Below are 14,852 nucleotides of genomic sequence, written 5' to 3' on the forward strand. Positions count from 1 at the left end.
ATGTCGCTCGCACGACGGGTGATCCCGTGCCTCGATGTGGCCGCCGGCCGCGTCGTGAAGGGCGTGAACTTCGAGAACCTGCGCGACATGGGCGACCCGGTCGAGCTGGCCGCGCTCTACTTCGCCCAGGGCGCCGACGAGCTGACGTTCCTCGACGTGACCGCGACGGTGGACGACCGCGCGACGACGTACGACGTCGTGCGGCGCACGGCCGAAGAGGTCTTCATCCCGCTCACCGTGGGCGGGGGCGTGCGCAGCGCCGACGACGTCGCGCGCCTGCTCGCCGTCGGTGCCGACAAGGTCGGCGTGAACTCCGCGGCCATCGCGCGCCCCGACCTCGTCGGCGAGATCGCCGACCGCTTCGGCGCCCAGGTGCTCGTGCTCTCGCTCGATGTGAAGCGCGCACCCGGCACCCGGTCCGGGTTCGTCGTGACGACCCACGGCGGACGCACGGCCACGAGCCTCGACGCCCTCGACTGGGCCCGTGAGGCCATCGACCGCGGCGCCGGCGAGCTGCTCGTCAACTCGATCGACGCCGACGGCACCAAGGACGGCTTCGACCTCGAGCTGGTCGGGCTCATGCGCGAGCTGTCGTCGGTGCCGGTGATCGCCTCCGGCGGCGCCGGCAGCGTCGACCACTTCGCCCCGGCCGTGCACGCCGGAGCCGACGCCGTGCTCGCGGCATCCGTGTTCCACTCCGGCCAGCTGACGATCGGCGAGGTCAAGGACGCGCTGAGCGCGGACGGCATCGAGGTGCGCCGATGACCGCCGTCGACGATCCCCGCATCGGCCGCGTCGCCTTCAACGACGACGGGCTCGTCCCGGCGATCATCCAGCAGCACGACACCGGCGAGGTGCTCATGCTCGGGTGGATGGATGCCGAGGCGCTGCGCCGCACGCTGACGGAGGGCCGCGTGACGTTCTGGTCGCGGTCCCGCCAGGAGTACTGGCGCAAGGGCGACACCTCCGGACACGCGCAGTACGTCCGCGGCGCGCGGCTGGACTGCGACGGCGACACCCTGCTGATCGCCGTCGAGCAGATCGGCGCGGCCTGCCACACCGGTGACCACACCTGTTTCGACGCCGACGACCTGTCGCCCGTCGTCGCCTGGGCGCCCATCGATTCCGGCGGCGACGCGTCGTGACGGCACGTGCGCGCAGCTTTGCGGTGCTGGCGATCATCGCCGGCGGAGCGCTGGCGATCATCTCGTCGACCCAGACCTGGCTCGACGTGACCCTCGACGCGGGCGCGACCGCGGCCCTGCAGGTGGCGGGGGCGAAGGCGTTCACGATGCTGGCACCGCTGAGTCTGGCGGCCCTCGCGCTGGGACTCGCGCTGACGGTGGTGGGCCGCGCGCTGCGGTATGCGTTCGGCGCGCTCGCCCTCCTCATCGGCGGGACGCTGACCGTCGCCGCCGGCCGCATCGCGATCGAGCATCCGCTGGATGCGGTCGCCGCCGCAGTCACGACGTCGACGGGCCTGTCGGGTACGGCGGCGATCGCCGGACTCGTGACGTCCATTACCGCCACGCCGTGGCCCTGGCTGACCGTCGTGGCGGGCGTGCTCATCGTGGCCGGGGGTGCGCTGACGATCGCGACGGCGCACCTCTGGCGCCGCAGCGGCCGCCGCTACCGCACCGACGGCGGGACCGGCGCGGGAGCCGCCGCGCCGTCCGCAGCGGCGGCCTCCCGCCCCTACGACGCGATCGACTCCTGGGACGACCTGTCGCACGGCGACGATCCCACCGCCCGCTAGACTGGCGGAGAACCCCCGAATCACTCCGAGGAGCATCATGAGCAACAGCATCGACGACCCCGGCCACGGACACTCGCCCGCCGCCTGGACGGCTGTGGTCATCATGCTGCTCGCCGTGACGCTCGGCACGGTCTTCTACTGGTTCGACATGCCGATCCTGGTCTGGGCCTCGGTGGGCCTGCTCATCGTCGGCGCGCTCGTCGGCTGGGGCATGGCGAAGGCCGGCTACGGCGCCAAGGGCCCGAAGTACGCCCCGAAGCAGCACTGACATGCTCGATGGCTTGACGGCCGGTGCGGTGGAAGATGCCCGGTCGCGGGAGGACGCACGTCCTCTTCGCGATGTCGAGCGTGACGCCCTCGCACAGGCCCCCGCGCTCGACGCCCTCGCCGCCCTCGCCCCGGCCGACCGGGTGAAGATCATCGCCGAGGTCAAACGCGCGAGCCCGTCCCGCGGCGATCTCGCGGCGATCCCCGATCCCGCCCTCCAGGCCGCGCTGTACGAGGAGGGCGGGGCCTCGGCGATCTCCGTGCTGACCGAGGCGCGCAGATTCAAGGGCTCCCTCGCCGACCTCGAGGCGGTGAAGGGACGCGTCGGCGTGCCCGTCCTGCGCAAGGACTTCATCGCGACGCCGTACCAGGTGCTGGAGGCACGTGCGTCCGGCGCCGACCTGGTGCTGCTGATCGTCGCCGCCCTCGAGCAGCCGCTGCTGAGCCGACTGCACGAGCTGGTGCTCCAGCTCGGCATGACGCCGCTCGTCGAGACGCATTCCCGCGAGGAGCTGGAGCGCGCCGCCGACCTGGGCGCGAAGCTCATCGGCGTGAATGCCCGCAACCTGTCCACCTTCGAGCTGGACCGCGACCTGTTCGGCTCGCTCGCCGAGCACTTCCCGGCGGATGCCGTGAAGATCGCCGAGTCCGCGGTGCTCGCCCCCGCCGACGTCACGCACTACCGCGCCGGCGGCGCCGACGTCGTCCTGGTGGGGGAGGCGCTCGTCACGAACGACCCCATCACCACCCTGCATGCCTTCCTGGAGGCCGGATCATGAGCCTGCGTGACCAGCACGGACCGTTCTTCGGCGACTTCGGCGGTCGATTCATGCCCGAATCGCTCATCGCCGCGATCGACGAGCTGACCGCGGAGTACGAGTCGGCCAAGGCCGACCCCGCGTTCCAGGCGGAGTTCGAGAGCCTGCTGCACTCGTACGCGGGGCGCCCGTCGGCGCTGACCGAGGTGCCCCGTTTCGCCGAGCACGCGGGCGGCGCCCGGATCTTCCTCAAGCGCGAGGATCTCAACCACACCGGCTCGCACAAGATCAACAACGTCATCGGGCAGGCTCTGCTGACGAAACGGCTCGGCAAGAAGCGCGTCATCGCCGAGACCGGCGCCGGCCAGCACGGTGTCGCGACCGCGACGGCCGCCGCGCTGTTCGGCTTCGAGTGCACGGTGTACATGGGCGAGGTCGACACCGAGCGCCAGGCACTGAACGTGGCCCGCATGCGTCTTCTCGGCGCCGAGGTCATCCCCGTCACGACCGGGTCGCGCACGCTCAAGGACGCGATCAACGAGGCATACCGCGACTGGGTGGCATCGGTCGAGACGACCAACTACATCTTCGGCACCGCGGCGGGACCCCACCCGTTCCCGGCGATGGTGCGGGACTTCCAGAAGATCATCTCCGAGGAGGCGCGCGCCCAGCTCCTCGACGAGACCGGGCGCTTGCCTGACGCCGTCGTCGCGTGCGTCGGCGGCGGCTCGAACGCGATCGGCATGTTCGACGCGTTCCTCGACGACGAGACGGTGAAGCTGTACGGCGTGGAGGCGGCCGGCGACGGCGTCGACACCCCGAAGCACGCGGCATCCATCGAGCGCGGCCGACCCGGTGTGCTCCACGGCGCGAAGACCTACGTGCTGCAGGACGAGGACGGCCAGACCGTCGAGTCGCACTCGATCTCGGCGGGCCTGGACTATCCGGGTGTCGGGCCGGAGCACGCGTGGCTCGCCGACATCGGCCGCGCCGAGTACATCCCCGCCACGGATGCCGAGGCCATGGACGCCTTGCGCCTGCTCTCGCGCACCGAGGGCATCATCCCGGCGATCGAGTCCGCCCACGCCCTCGCGGGCGCGTTGCGCCTGGGCCGCGAGCTGGGCCCGGACGCCATCATCGCCGTCAGCCTCTCCGGCCGCGGCGACAAGGACATGGACACCGCCGCCCGCTGGTTCGGACTCTACGACGAGGGGGCCGCGCAGTGACCTCGCGCGTGGCCGCGGCGATCGACGCCGCGAAGGCCGAAGGGCGGGGGGCGTTCGTCGGTTACCTGCCGCTCGGGTTCCCCGACCTCCAGACGAGCATCGACGCCGCCGTCGCCCTGGCCGACAACGGCGCCGACATCCTCGAGCTGGGGCCGCCCTACTCCGACCCCGTGATGGACGGGCTCATCATCCAGGAGGCCACGCAGGCGGCCCTCGCCGGCGGTTTCCGGCTGCGGGACACCTTCACGGCCGTCCGCGCCATCGCCGCGCGCGTCGACGTGCCCATCCTCGTGATGACCTACTGGAACCCGGTGCTGCAGTACGGCGTGGACCAGTTCGCCGACGAGCTCGTCGCGGCGGGGGGAGCGGGCCTGATCACCCCCGACATCACCCCCGACGCCGCACCCGACTGGATCGCCGCCTCGGAGCGCACCGGACTGGACCGCGTCTTCCTCGCCGCACCGACCTCCACCGACGAGCGGTTGCGGATGATCGCAGAGGCCTCCACCGGCTTCGTCTACACCGTCTCCACGATGGGCATCACGGGGGAGCGCGCAGAACTGGATGCCGCCGCCCGCACCCTCGTGGCCCGTCTCCGCGGTTTCGGCGTCGAGCACGCCTGCGTCGGAATCGGCATCTCGACCGCCGAACAGGTCGCCGCAGTGCTGGAGTACGCCGACGGCGCCATCGTCGGGACGGCTCTGGTCCGTGCCCTCCGCGACGGCGGCGTGGCGGCCCTCGCCGCCGAGACCCGCGCGCTCACGGGCGGCACCGGCTCCTGAGCCGTCCGCGGCGACACGTGACGATCCCGACGGCGAAGTAGACTGCCCCTCGTGCTTTCCTCCGCCTCCGTCGTCGCCAGCATCCCGAGCCCGTCGATCAGCTCCTTCCAGATCGGCCCGCTGACGATCCACTTCTACGCCCTGTGCATCCTCGCGGGGATCGTCGTCGCGGCGTTCATGACCAACCACCGGCTGACCAAGCGCGGAGCCGAGGCGTGGGTCGTCATCGACATCTGCCTGCTGGCGGTGCCGCTGGCGATCGTCGGGGCGCGCGCCTTCCACGTCGTCACCCACTGGGGCTTCTACTTCGAGCAGGGCCGCGACTGGTGGAACCCCTTCGTCCGCGACGCGATCTGGAACGTCTGGGACGGGGGCATCGCGATCTTCGGCGCCCTCATCGGCGGCGCGATCGGTGCGTGGCTGGGCTGCAAGTGGACCGGCATCCGCTTCTGGACCTTCGCCGACGCCCTGGCCCCGGGGCTGCTGCTCGCGCAGGCGATGGGACGCTTCGGCAACTGGTTCAACCAGGAGCTGTACGGCCTGCCCACCGACCTCCCGTGGGGCCTGCAGATCGACTACCCGAACGCAGCCTGGCCGGTCGGCCTGCCCGCGGGCACGCTGTTCCACCCGACGTTCCTCTACGAGGTCATCTGGAACATGATGGGTGTCTTCGTCCTCCTGTGGGCCGGCCACCGCTTCCGGCTGCAGTGGGGCCGTCTGTTCGCGATCTACCTCGTCTGGTACAGCGCCGGTCGCATCGTCTGGGAGAGCATCCGCATCGACCCGAGCGAGGTGTTCTTCGGCCTGCGCACCAACGTGTGGGCGGCCATCTTCGGGGTCATCGTGGGTCTGGCCATCTTCGTGGTGCAGACGCGTCGTCACCCCGGCTTCGAGCCGTCGCCGTACATGCGCGGCCGCGAGCGGGGCGGGGCTGTACAATCGCAGAACACCGATGAATTCGTGGACGTCAGCGCACCCCCGACGCCCGACTCCATCGCGGACGCAGCCACAAGCACCGTCGCATCGAAGTAGCACCGCAGTCACCTCCCCGGTGCCCGCCACGCTTCGATTTCTCCTCCGCTGAACACACCTCCGCTGAATGCCCAGGGCCGACGTCGTCCCCGATCAGTTTGACCATGAGGACGGTTGCCATGGCTTCGAGCCCCCGTCGTGAAGAGACCCACGAACAGCCCGTGATGCGCCCCGCATCCGGCTTCCCCGCCAAGCAGGGGATGTACAACCCGGCCTTCGAGAAGGATGCCTGCGGCCTGGCGATGGTCGCCACGCTCCGCGGCGAGCCGGGCCACGACATCGTCGAGCTGGCGCTGACGGCGCTGCGCAACCTCGAGCACCGCGGCGCGATCGGCTCCGACGCCGGCACGGGCGACGGCGCCGGCATCCTCACGCAGATGCCCGACGCGTTCCTGCGCGCCGTCGTCGACTTCGACCTGCCGCCGGTGGGGGAGTACGCCGCCGGCATGGCGTTCCTCCCGCTCGACGAGGCGGCCCGCGCCGACATCAAGGCGGGCGTCGAGCGCATCGCCGAGACCGAGGGCCTGACGGTGCTCGGCTGGCGCGACGTCCCGACCGAGCAGGAGCACCTCGGCAAGCTGGCCTACGAGGCCCGTCCCCACTTCGAGCAGCTCTTCGTGTCGCGCCCCGCCGTGGGCGACGCCCCCGCGCTCAGCGGGATCGAGCTCGACCGGCGCGTCTACCGCCTGCGCAAGCGGGCCCGTCGCGAGCACGACGCCTACTTCGTGTCGCTCAGCGCGCGCACGCTCGGCTACAAGGGCATGGTCACGACGCTCCAGCTCGAGCCCTTCTACCCCGACCTGCAGGACGAGCGCTTCCAGAGCGAGCTGGCGGTCGTGCACTCGCGCTACTCGACCAACACGTTCCCGTCGTGGCCCCTCGCGCAGCCGCTGCGCATGCTGGCCCACAACGGCGAGATCAACACCGTCGGCGCCAACCGCAACTGGATGCGCGCACGTCAGTCGCAGCTCGAGTCCGAGCTGATCGGCGACATCCGCCCGCTGCTTCCGATCTGCACCGAGGGCGCGAGCGACTCGGCATCCTTCGACGAGGTGCTCGAACTGCTCACCCTGACGGGACGCAGCCTGCCGCACGCGATCATGATGATGGTGCCTGAGGCCTACGAGAAGCAGGCCGACATCGCACCGGATCTGCGTGCGTTCTACGAGTACCACTCCATGCAGATGGAGCCGTGGGACGGCCCGGCCGCGCTCATCTTCACCGATGGCACGCTCGTCGGCGCGACGCTCGACCGCAACGGCCTGCGCCCCGGCCGCTGGACCGAGACGACCGACGGACTGGTCGTCATCGGCAGCGAGACCGGTGTGCTCGACTTCGCCCCCGAGCGCATCAAGCGCCGCGGACGCCTGCGCCCGGGCCGCATGTTCGTCGTGGACACCGCGCAGGGTCGCATCATCGAGGACGACGAGGTGAAGGCCGAGCTGGCGGCTCTGCAGCCGTGGCAGGAGTGGCTGGACGCCGGCCGCGTGCGCCTGAAGGAACTGCCGGAGCGGGAGCACATCGTGCATCCGATCGCCTCCATCACGCGCCGCCAGCGCACCTTCGGCTACACGGAGGAGGAGGTCCGCATCCTCCTGACCCCGATGGGCCAGAACGGCGCGGAGCCGCTGGGCGCCATGGGCTCCGACACCCCGATCGCCGTGCTCAGCAAGCGGCCGCGCCTGCTGTTCGACTACTTCGTGCAGCAGTTCGCGCAGGTCACCAACCCGCCGCTGGACTCGATCCGCGAAGAGGTCGTCACCTCGCTCGCCCTGGGCCTCGGCCCCGAGCGCAACCTCCTCGAGTGGGGTCCCGAGCACACGCGGACGATCATGCTCGACTTCCCGGTGATCGACAACGACGAGCTGGCGAAGCTCCAGAACATCGACAAAGCCCTGCCCGGACGGCGCTCCGTGACGATCCGCGGCCTCTACCACCTCGAGCACGGCGAGGACGCCCTCGAGCGTCGCCTCGACGAGATCTCCGCCGAAGTGGATGCCGCGATCGCCGACGGTGCCGAGTTCATCATCCTGAGCGACCGCGACTCGAACAAGGACCTCGTGCCGATCCCGTCGCTGCTCATGCTGTCGGCCGTGCACCACCACCTCATCCGCAAGGAGAACCGGATGAAGGTCGGCCTCGTCGTGGAGGCCGGCGACGTCCGAGAGGTGCACCACGTCGCCACCCTCATCGGCTACGGCGCCTCGGCGGTGAACCCCTACCTCGCGATGGAGACGGTCGAGTATCTCGTCCGCGCCGGCTTCATCACCGGCATCACGCCCGAGAAGGCCGTCAAGAACCTCATCTACGCGCTCGGCAAGGGCGTGCTGAAGATCATGTCGAAGATGGGCATCTCGACCGTCTCGTCCTACGCGGGCTCGCAGGTCTTCGAGGCCGTCGGCCTGTCGGAGGAGCTCATCGAGAAGTACTTCACCGGCACCGAGACCAAGCTCGGCGGCGTCGGCGTCCGCGAGATCGCCGCCGAAAACCAGGCTCGCCACGACTACGCCTACCCCGAGGACGGCGCGGTCCGCGCGCACGAGCGCCTCTGGACCGGCGGTGAGTACCAGTGGCGCCGGGACGGCGCGCCCCACCTGTTCACCCCCGACACGGTGTTCCGGCTGCAGCACGCGACCAGGACCCGTCGGTACGACATCTTCCGCGAGTACACGAAGCTCGTCGACGACCAGGCGGCCGAGCTGAAGACCCTGCGCGGGATGTTCAAGCTGAAGACCGGCGTGCGCCCGCCCGTGCCGATCGACGAGGTCGAGCCGGTCTCCTCCATCGTGAAGCGGTTCTCCACCGGTGCGATGAGCTACGGGTCGATCTCGAAGGAGGCGCACGAGACGCTCGCGATCGCGATGAACTCGATCGGCGCCAAGTCGAACACGGGGGAGGGCGGCGAGGACGTCGACCGTCTGCTGGACCCCGAGCGCCGCAGTGCCATCAAGCAGGTGGCGTCGGGCCGGTTCGGCGTGACGAGCATGTACCTCACGCACGCGGACGACATCCAGATCAAGCTCGCCCAGGGCGCGAAGCCCGGCGAGGGCGGGCAGCTGCCCCCGGGCAAGGTGTACCCCTGGATCGCCCGCACGCGCGGAGGGACGCCCGGCGTCGGGCTCATCTCGCCGCCGCCGCACCACGACATCTACTCGATCGAAGACCTCAAGCAGCTCATCTTCGACGTCAAGCGCGCGAACCCCAAGGCCCGCGTGCACGTGAAGCTCGTGAGCCAGTCCGGCATCGGCGCGGTCGCCGCCGGCACCGCCAAGGCCCTCGCCGACGTCATCCTCGTCTCGGGGCACGACGGCGGCACGGGCGCGAGCCCGTTGAACTCGCTCAAGCACGCGGGAACCCCGTGGGAGCTGGGGCTCGCCGAGACGCAGCAGACGCTCATGCTCAACGACATGCGCGACCGTGTCGTGGTGCAGGCCGACGGTCAGCTCAAGACCGGCCGCGACGTCGTGATCGCGGCGCTGCTGGGCGCCGAGGAGTTCGGCTTCGCGACGACCGCCCTGGTCGTCGAGGGCTGCATCATGATGCGGGTGTGCCACCTGGACACCTGCCCGGTCGGCGTCGCGACGCAGAACCCGGTGCTGCGCAGCCGCTTCTCGGGCAAGCCCGAGTTCGTCGTCAACTTCATGGAGTTCCTGGCCCAGGAGGTGCGCGAGTACCTCGCGGAGCTCGGCTTCCGCTCCATCGACGAGGCGGTCGGGCGCACCGAGGTGCTGGACATGAACGGCGCGATCGACCACTGGAAGGCCAGCGGACTCGACCTCGCGCCCATCCTCGAGGGCCCGGCGTTCGCGCCCGACGTGCCCCGTCGCCACCTCCGCGACCAGGACCACGAACTGGACGAGCACTTCGACGTGCAGCTCATCGAGCGCGCGCAGGACGTCATCGTCCACGGCGGTCACTTCTCGATCGACCTGCCGATCCGCAACACGGAGCGCGCGGTCGGCACGATGCTCGGCAACCGCGTGACGCTCGCCCACGGCGAGCACGGCCTGCCGTCCGGCACCATCGAGATCAACCTGACGGGCTCCGCGGGCCAGTCCTTCGGCGCGTTCCTGCCGTCGGGCATCACCCTGCGGCTGGAGGGCGACTCGAACGACTACGTCGGCAAGGGGCTGTCCGGTGGCGAGATCGTCGTGCGCCCGCCGCGCGGGGCGAGCTTCGACGCCGCCCAGAACGTCATCGCGGGCAACGTCATCGGCTACGGCGCCACGCAGGGCACGCTCTTCCTGCGCGGCGTGGTCGGGGAGCGCTTCCTGGTGCGCAACTCGGGCGCCACGGCCGTCGTCGAGGGCGTGGGCGACCACGCGCTCGAGTACATGACGGGCGGTCTGGCCGTCATCCTCGGTCCGACGGGGCGCAACCTCGGCGCCGGGATGTCGGGCGGGACGGCGTACATCTACAAGCTGGACCGCGACCTCGTCAACCGCGAGGCGCTCGCCACCGGCGAACTCGAGCTGCTCGACATGGGCTCCGGTGACGTGGAGATCCTCCGCGACCTGCTCGAGCGTCACGTCGCCGAGACCGACTCGGCGCTCGGCGCCGCACTTCTGGACGATCTCGAGGCCGAGGCCGCGAACTTCGTCCGTGTCCTGCCGCGCGACTACGCCGCGGTGCTGCAGACCCGCCAGGAGGCGGCCGCCGAGGGGCTCGACCCCGACGGCGACGTCGTCTGGACCCGCATCCTGGAGGTGACCGGTGGCTGACCCGAAGGGCTTCCTGAAGACCACCGAGCGCGAGCTCCCGGCGCGCCGGCCGGTTCCCGTGCGCATCATGGACTGGAAAGAGGTCTACGAGCCCGGCGACTCCGCCGTGCTGCGTCGTCAGGCCGGCCGCTGCATGGACTGCGGCATCCCGTTCTGTCACCAGGGCTGCCCGCTGGGCAACCTGATCCCGGAGTGGAACGACCTGACGTGGCGCGGCGAGGGCCGCTCCGCGATCGAGCGTCTGCACGCGACGAACAACTTCCCGGAGTTCACCGGGCGGCTGTGCCCGGCGCCGTGCGAGAGCGCCTGCGTCCTCGGGATCAACCAGCCCGCGGTCACGATCAAGCAGATCGAGGTCTCCGTCATCGACGAGGCGTTCGCGAACGGCTGGGTGGAGCCGGAGCCGCCCGCGCGGCTCACCGGCAAGACCGTCGCCGTCGTCGGCTCGGGCCCCGCGGGACTCGCGGCGGCGCAGCAGCTGACCCGGGCCGGTCACACCGTCGCGGTCTACGAGCGGGACGACCGCATCGGCGGCCTGCTGCGCTACGGCATCCCCGACTTCAAGATGGAGAAGCGCCACCTGGAGTCGCGCCTGCGTCAGATGCAGGACGAGGGCACGCGGTTCCGCGCCGGTGTGGAGATCGGCACCGACATCACCTGGAGCGAGCTGCGGGCCCGCTACGACGCGGTGGTCATCGCGACCGGCTCCACGCTGCCTCGCGAACTCGCGATCCCGGGCCGCGACCTGGCGGGCGTGCACTTCGCGATGGAGTACCTCGTCGAGTCCAACAAGGCCGTCGCCGGCGACCAGGTGCCCCACCAGATCCACGCCGAGGGCAAGCACGTCATCGTCATCGGCGGCGGCGACACCGGTGCCGACTGCATCGGCACGGCGCACCGTCAGGGCGCGCTCAGCGTGACCAACCTGGCGATCGGCAAGCAGCCCCCGGCGGGCCGCCCGGACCACCAGCCGTGGCCCATGACGCCGACGGTGTTCGAGGTCTCCTCGGCGCACGAGGAGGGCGGGGAGCGCAGCTTCCTGGCCTCCACCGTCGAGTTCCTCGGCAACGAGGCCGGCGAGGTGCGCGCGCTCCGCGTCGCCGAGACGGAGTACCTCCCCGACGGGCGCCGTGTGCCGCGCAGCGGCACCGAGCGCGAGATCCCCGCCGACCTCATCCTCATCGCGATGGGTTTTACCGGCCCCGAGCGCGCCGAACTCGAGTCGCAGCTGGGTACCGTGTTCACGGGCCGCGGCAACGTCGAGCGCGGCGATGACTACCAGACGACCGCGCCCGGCGTGTTCGTCGCCGGAGACGCCGGCCGTGGCCAGTCCCTGATCGTCTGGGCGATCGCGGAAGGGCGCGCGGCGGCCGCCGCCGTCGACGAGTACCTGATGGGCCGCACGAGCCTGCCGTCACCGGTGCGCCCGACGGACGTCGCGATCGGCCTTCAGCCCGCGTAGGCTGAAATCAACCCCGAACAACCCATAGAGACCGGAGAGTCTTCAGTGAGACGCGCGAAGATCGTCGCAACCCTGGGACCGGCCACCGAATCGTACGAGATGATCCGCGCGATCATCGAGGCGGGCGTGGACGTCACCCGAATGAACCTGAGCCACGGCTCGTACGCCGAGCACGAAGTCCGCTTCGCCAACGTGCGCAAGGCCGCCGACGACGCGGGACGCGCCGTCGCCATCCTCGTCGACCTGCAGGGCCCCAAGATCCGTCTCGGCAAGTTCAGCGATGGACCGCACGACCTCGCCGTCGGGGAGACCTTCCGCATCACCACCGATGACGTCGTGGGTACCCGCGATCTCGTCGGCACGACCTTCAAGGGCCTCGCCGGCGACGTCAAGCCCGGCGACTTCCTCCTCATCGACGACGGCAAGGTGCGCGTCCAGGTCGAGAGCGTCGACGGTCCGGTCGTCACGACCAAGGTCATCGTCGCGGGAACCGTGTCCAACAACAAGGGCATCAACCTCCCGGGCGTCGCCGTGAGCGTCCCCGCGCTCTCCGAGAAGGACGAGGCCGACCTCCGCTGGGGGCTGAAGGCGGGTGCCGACCTGATCGCGCTCTCCTTCGTCCGCGACGCGGCCGACATCACCCGCGTGCACGAGATCATGGCGGAGGAGGGCCGCAAGGTCCCCGTGATCGCCAAGATCGAGAAGCCGCAGGCGGTGGACAACCTCGAGGAGATCATCGACGCGTTCGACGGCATCATGGTCGCCCGCGGCGACCTCGCCGTCGAGCTGCCGCTGGAGGCCGTGCCGGTCGTCCAGAAGCGCGCCGTCGAGATGTGCCGCCGGATGGCGAAGCCCGTCATCGTCGCGACGCAGATGCTCGAGTCGATGACCCACGCCCCCGTCCCCACGCGCGCCGAGGCGTCCGACGTCGCCAACGCGGTGCTCGACGGCGCCGACGCGGTCATGCTGTCGGGTGAGACGAGCGTCGGCGACTATCCGGTCGTCACCGTGCAGACGATGGCCCGCATCGTGGAGTCGACCGAGGAGCACGGCCTGGAGCGGATCCGTCCGTTCAGCGCCAAGCCCCGCACGCAGGGCGGCATCCTGACCCTGGCCGCGAACGAGGTCGCCGAGTTCATCGAGGCGAAGTACATCGCGATCTTCACGGAGTCCGGTGACACGGCGCGTCGCATGTCGCGCCTGCGTCCCGGCATCCCGATGATGGCCTTCGCCGTCGACCCGGCGATCCGCCGCCGCATGGCGCTGACGTGGGGCGTGCAGTCGACGCTCGTCGAGCACGTCGCCCACACCGACATGATGTTCCTCCAGGTCGACGAGTTCTTCCTCGGCCAGGGCCTCGCCCAGGAAGGGGACAAGGTCGTCGTGATCTCCGGTTCCCCTCCCGGAATCATCGGCTCGACCAACGACATCCGGGTGCACCGGATCGGCGACGCCGTCCACGGCAAGGCGCCGATCTACCAGACGGAGAAGTAGGTCGCAGCACGAACGACGAAGGGGGGATGCCGGGATTGCCGGCATCCCCCCTTTCGCGTTGCGCATCTTCCGTGCCGGTGGTGGGAGTCGAACCCACACGTCCGAAGACAACCGAGTTTGAGTCGGTCGCGTCTGCCATTCCGCCACACCGGCGCACGCGGACGCTCGTCGGCGCGCGTCCGGGATTGACCATACCGTAGGATTCAAAGGTGACTGAGCAGGAACCGAGCACGACTCCCACGGCATCCGCCCCCCGACGCGTCGTCGTCGCGGAGGACGAATCGCTGATCCGCCTCGACATCGTCGAGATCCTCCGGGACAACGGCTTCGATGTCGTCGGCGAGGCCGGCGACGGTGAGACCGCGGTCCAGCTCGCCACCGAGCTGCGCCCCGACCTCGTCATCATGGACGTCAAGATGCCCGTGCTCGACGGCATCAGCGCCGCCGAGAAGCTCAGCAAGAACCACGTGGCCCCCGTCGTGCTGCTGACGGCGTTCAGCCAGAAGGAGCTCGTCGAGCGCGCCAGCGAGGCCGGCGCCCTGGCCTACGTGGTGAAGCCGTTCACGCCGAACGACCTGCTGCCCGCGATCGAGATCGCCCTCGCGCGCTACGAGCAGATCATCACGCTCGAGGCCGAGGTCGCCGACATGGTCGAGCGTTTCGAGACCCGCAAGCTCGTCGACCGCGCCAAGGGGCTGCTCAACGAGAAGATGGGCCTCAGCGAGCCGGAGGCGTTCCGCTGGATCCAGAAGGCGTCGATGGACCGTCGCCTGACGATGCAGGACGTCGCCAAGGCCATCATCGAGCAGCTCTCGCCGAAGAAGTCCTGACGCCGCGGGCGGTCTCCCGCGGCTCGGCGCCCCGCTGAGGGGGTCAGACCGCCGGGCGATCCGTGATCATGTTGGTGATCCGGATCGTGGAGCATCGCCGTCCCTGTTCGTCGGTCACGACGATCTCGTGCACCGTGATGCTGCGCCCGAGGTGCACCGGCGTGCACACCCCCGTCACGATGCCGCTGGTCGCCGACCGCGTGTGCGTCGCGTTGATGTCGACGCCGACGGCCAGGCGTGTCGGTCCGGCGTGGAGGTTCGCGGCCATCGAGCCCAGCGACTCGCCGAGCACGACGTAGGCACCGCCGTGCATCAGCCCGACGGGCTGCGTGTTCCCCGCCACGGGCATGGTCGCGACGGAGCGCTCGATCGTGAACTCGACGAACTCGATGCCCATCTTCTCGGCCAGCGCGCCCATCCCGCGCTGCCGCGCCCAGGCCATGCCGTCGAGGTCTGCAGGGGTGTTCTCAGCGGTCATCATCCACCTTCGGAAGCGATCGGATCGGAGGCTGCGGTGTCCATGC

At 70.3% G+C, this 14,852-nt stretch carries 13 protein-coding genes and 1 tRNA gene; 12 read left to right on the forward strand and 2 right to left on the reverse strand.

All coding sequences use genetic code 11. From position 1 onward, the window contains the following. The 11 genes from hisF (at position 1) to pyk (ending at position 13,498) form a co-directional block, all read left to right on the forward strand. Positions 1-765 carry an imidazole glycerol phosphate synthase subunit HisF gene (hisF, locus tag AC1Q49_RS00315; RefSeq protein ID WP_060958621.1) on the forward strand — a complete coding sequence of 255 codons (765 nt, stop codon included), beginning with the start codon at positions 1-3 and terminating at the stop codon, positions 763-765. Beyond that, on the forward strand, positions 762-1,145 hold the full coding sequence (hisI, locus tag AC1Q49_RS00320; RefSeq protein ID WP_492490629.1) for a phosphoribosyl-AMP cyclohydrolase: 384 nt from the start codon (positions 762-764) through the stop codon (positions 1,143-1,145). Before hisF ends, hisI begins: the two co-directional genes overlap by 4 nt. Next, positions 1,142-1,756 carry a Trp biosynthesis-associated membrane protein gene (locus AC1Q49_RS00325; RefSeq protein WP_492490630.1) on the forward strand — a complete coding sequence of 205 codons (615 nt, stop codon included), beginning with the start codon at positions 1,142-1,144 and terminating at the stop codon, positions 1,754-1,756. The genes hisI and AC1Q49_RS00325 overlap by 4 nt, the downstream gene beginning before the upstream one ends. Before the next feature lie 37 nt (positions 1,757-1,793). Then, positions 1,794-2,024: a DUF6704 family protein gene (locus AC1Q49_RS00330; protein WP_060958624.1), complete on the forward strand. Its 231-nt coding sequence runs from the start codon at positions 1,794-1,796 to the stop codon at positions 2,022-2,024. 1 nt (position 2,025) lies between these two features. Continuing rightward, positions 2,026-2,802, forward strand: a complete 777-nt coding sequence (gene trpC / locus AC1Q49_RS00335) for an indole-3-glycerol phosphate synthase TrpC (protein ID WP_492490631.1) — start codon at positions 2,026-2,028, stop codon at positions 2,800-2,802. Further along, positions 2,799-4,007, forward strand: coding sequence for a tryptophan synthase subunit beta (gene trpB, locus AC1Q49_RS00340; protein WP_492490632.1), 1,209 nt, complete (start codon positions 2,799-2,801; stop codon positions 4,005-4,007). The genes trpC and trpB overlap by 4 nt, the downstream gene beginning before the upstream one ends. Continuing rightward, positions 4,004-4,789: a tryptophan synthase subunit alpha gene (trpA, locus tag AC1Q49_RS00345; RefSeq protein WP_492490633.1), complete on the forward strand. Its 786-nt coding sequence runs from the start codon at positions 4,004-4,006 to the stop codon at positions 4,787-4,789. The genes trpB and trpA overlap by 4 nt, the downstream gene beginning before the upstream one ends. Before the next feature lie 51 nt (positions 4,790-4,840). Beyond that, positions 4,841-5,821 (forward strand): prolipoprotein diacylglyceryl transferase, encoded by a 981-nt coding sequence (gene lgt, locus AC1Q49_RS00350; RefSeq protein ID WP_492490634.1) that lies wholly within the window; start codon positions 4,841-4,843, stop codon positions 5,819-5,821. A 119-nt stretch (positions 5,822-5,940) separates the two neighbouring features. Beyond that, positions 5,941-10,542 carry a glutamate synthase large subunit gene (gene gltB, locus AC1Q49_RS00355; RefSeq protein WP_492490635.1) on the forward strand — a complete coding sequence of 1,534 codons (4,602 nt, stop codon included), beginning with the start codon at positions 5,941-5,943 and terminating at the stop codon, positions 10,540-10,542. Then, positions 10,535-12,004, forward strand: a complete 1,470-nt coding sequence (locus AC1Q49_RS00360) for a glutamate synthase subunit beta (protein WP_060958630.1) — start codon at positions 10,535-10,537, stop codon at positions 12,002-12,004. The genes gltB and AC1Q49_RS00360 overlap by 8 nt, the downstream gene beginning before the upstream one ends. Before the next feature lie 45 nt (positions 12,005-12,049). After that, positions 12,050-13,498, forward strand: coding sequence for a pyruvate kinase (pyk, locus tag AC1Q49_RS00365; RefSeq protein ID WP_060958631.1), 1,449 nt, complete (start codon positions 12,050-12,052; stop codon positions 13,496-13,498). Between the two features lie 72 nt (positions 13,499-13,570). On the opposite strand, the gene AC1Q49_RS00370 is transcribed toward pyk, so the two are convergent. Continuing rightward, positions 13,571-13,651, reverse strand: a tRNA-Leu gene (locus AC1Q49_RS00370). Between the two features lie 56 nt (positions 13,652-13,707). Here AC1Q49_RS00370 and AC1Q49_RS00375 point away from each other — a divergent pair. Then, positions 13,708-14,328: an ANTAR domain-containing response regulator gene (locus AC1Q49_RS00375; RefSeq protein WP_060958632.1), complete on the forward strand. Its 621-nt coding sequence runs from the start codon at positions 13,708-13,710 to the stop codon at positions 14,326-14,328. A 43-nt stretch (positions 14,329-14,371) separates the two neighbouring features. Here the strand turns inward: AC1Q49_RS00375 and AC1Q49_RS00380 are convergent, their stop codons facing one another. After that, positions 14,372-14,806: a hotdog fold thioesterase gene (locus tag AC1Q49_RS00380; protein WP_060958850.1), complete on the reverse strand. Its 435-nt coding sequence runs from the start codon at positions 14,804-14,806 to the stop codon at positions 14,372-14,374. Positions 14,807-14,852: the final 46 nt, after the last annotated feature.

The organism is Microbacterium sp. MPR-TSA4, from assembly GCF_058792815.1.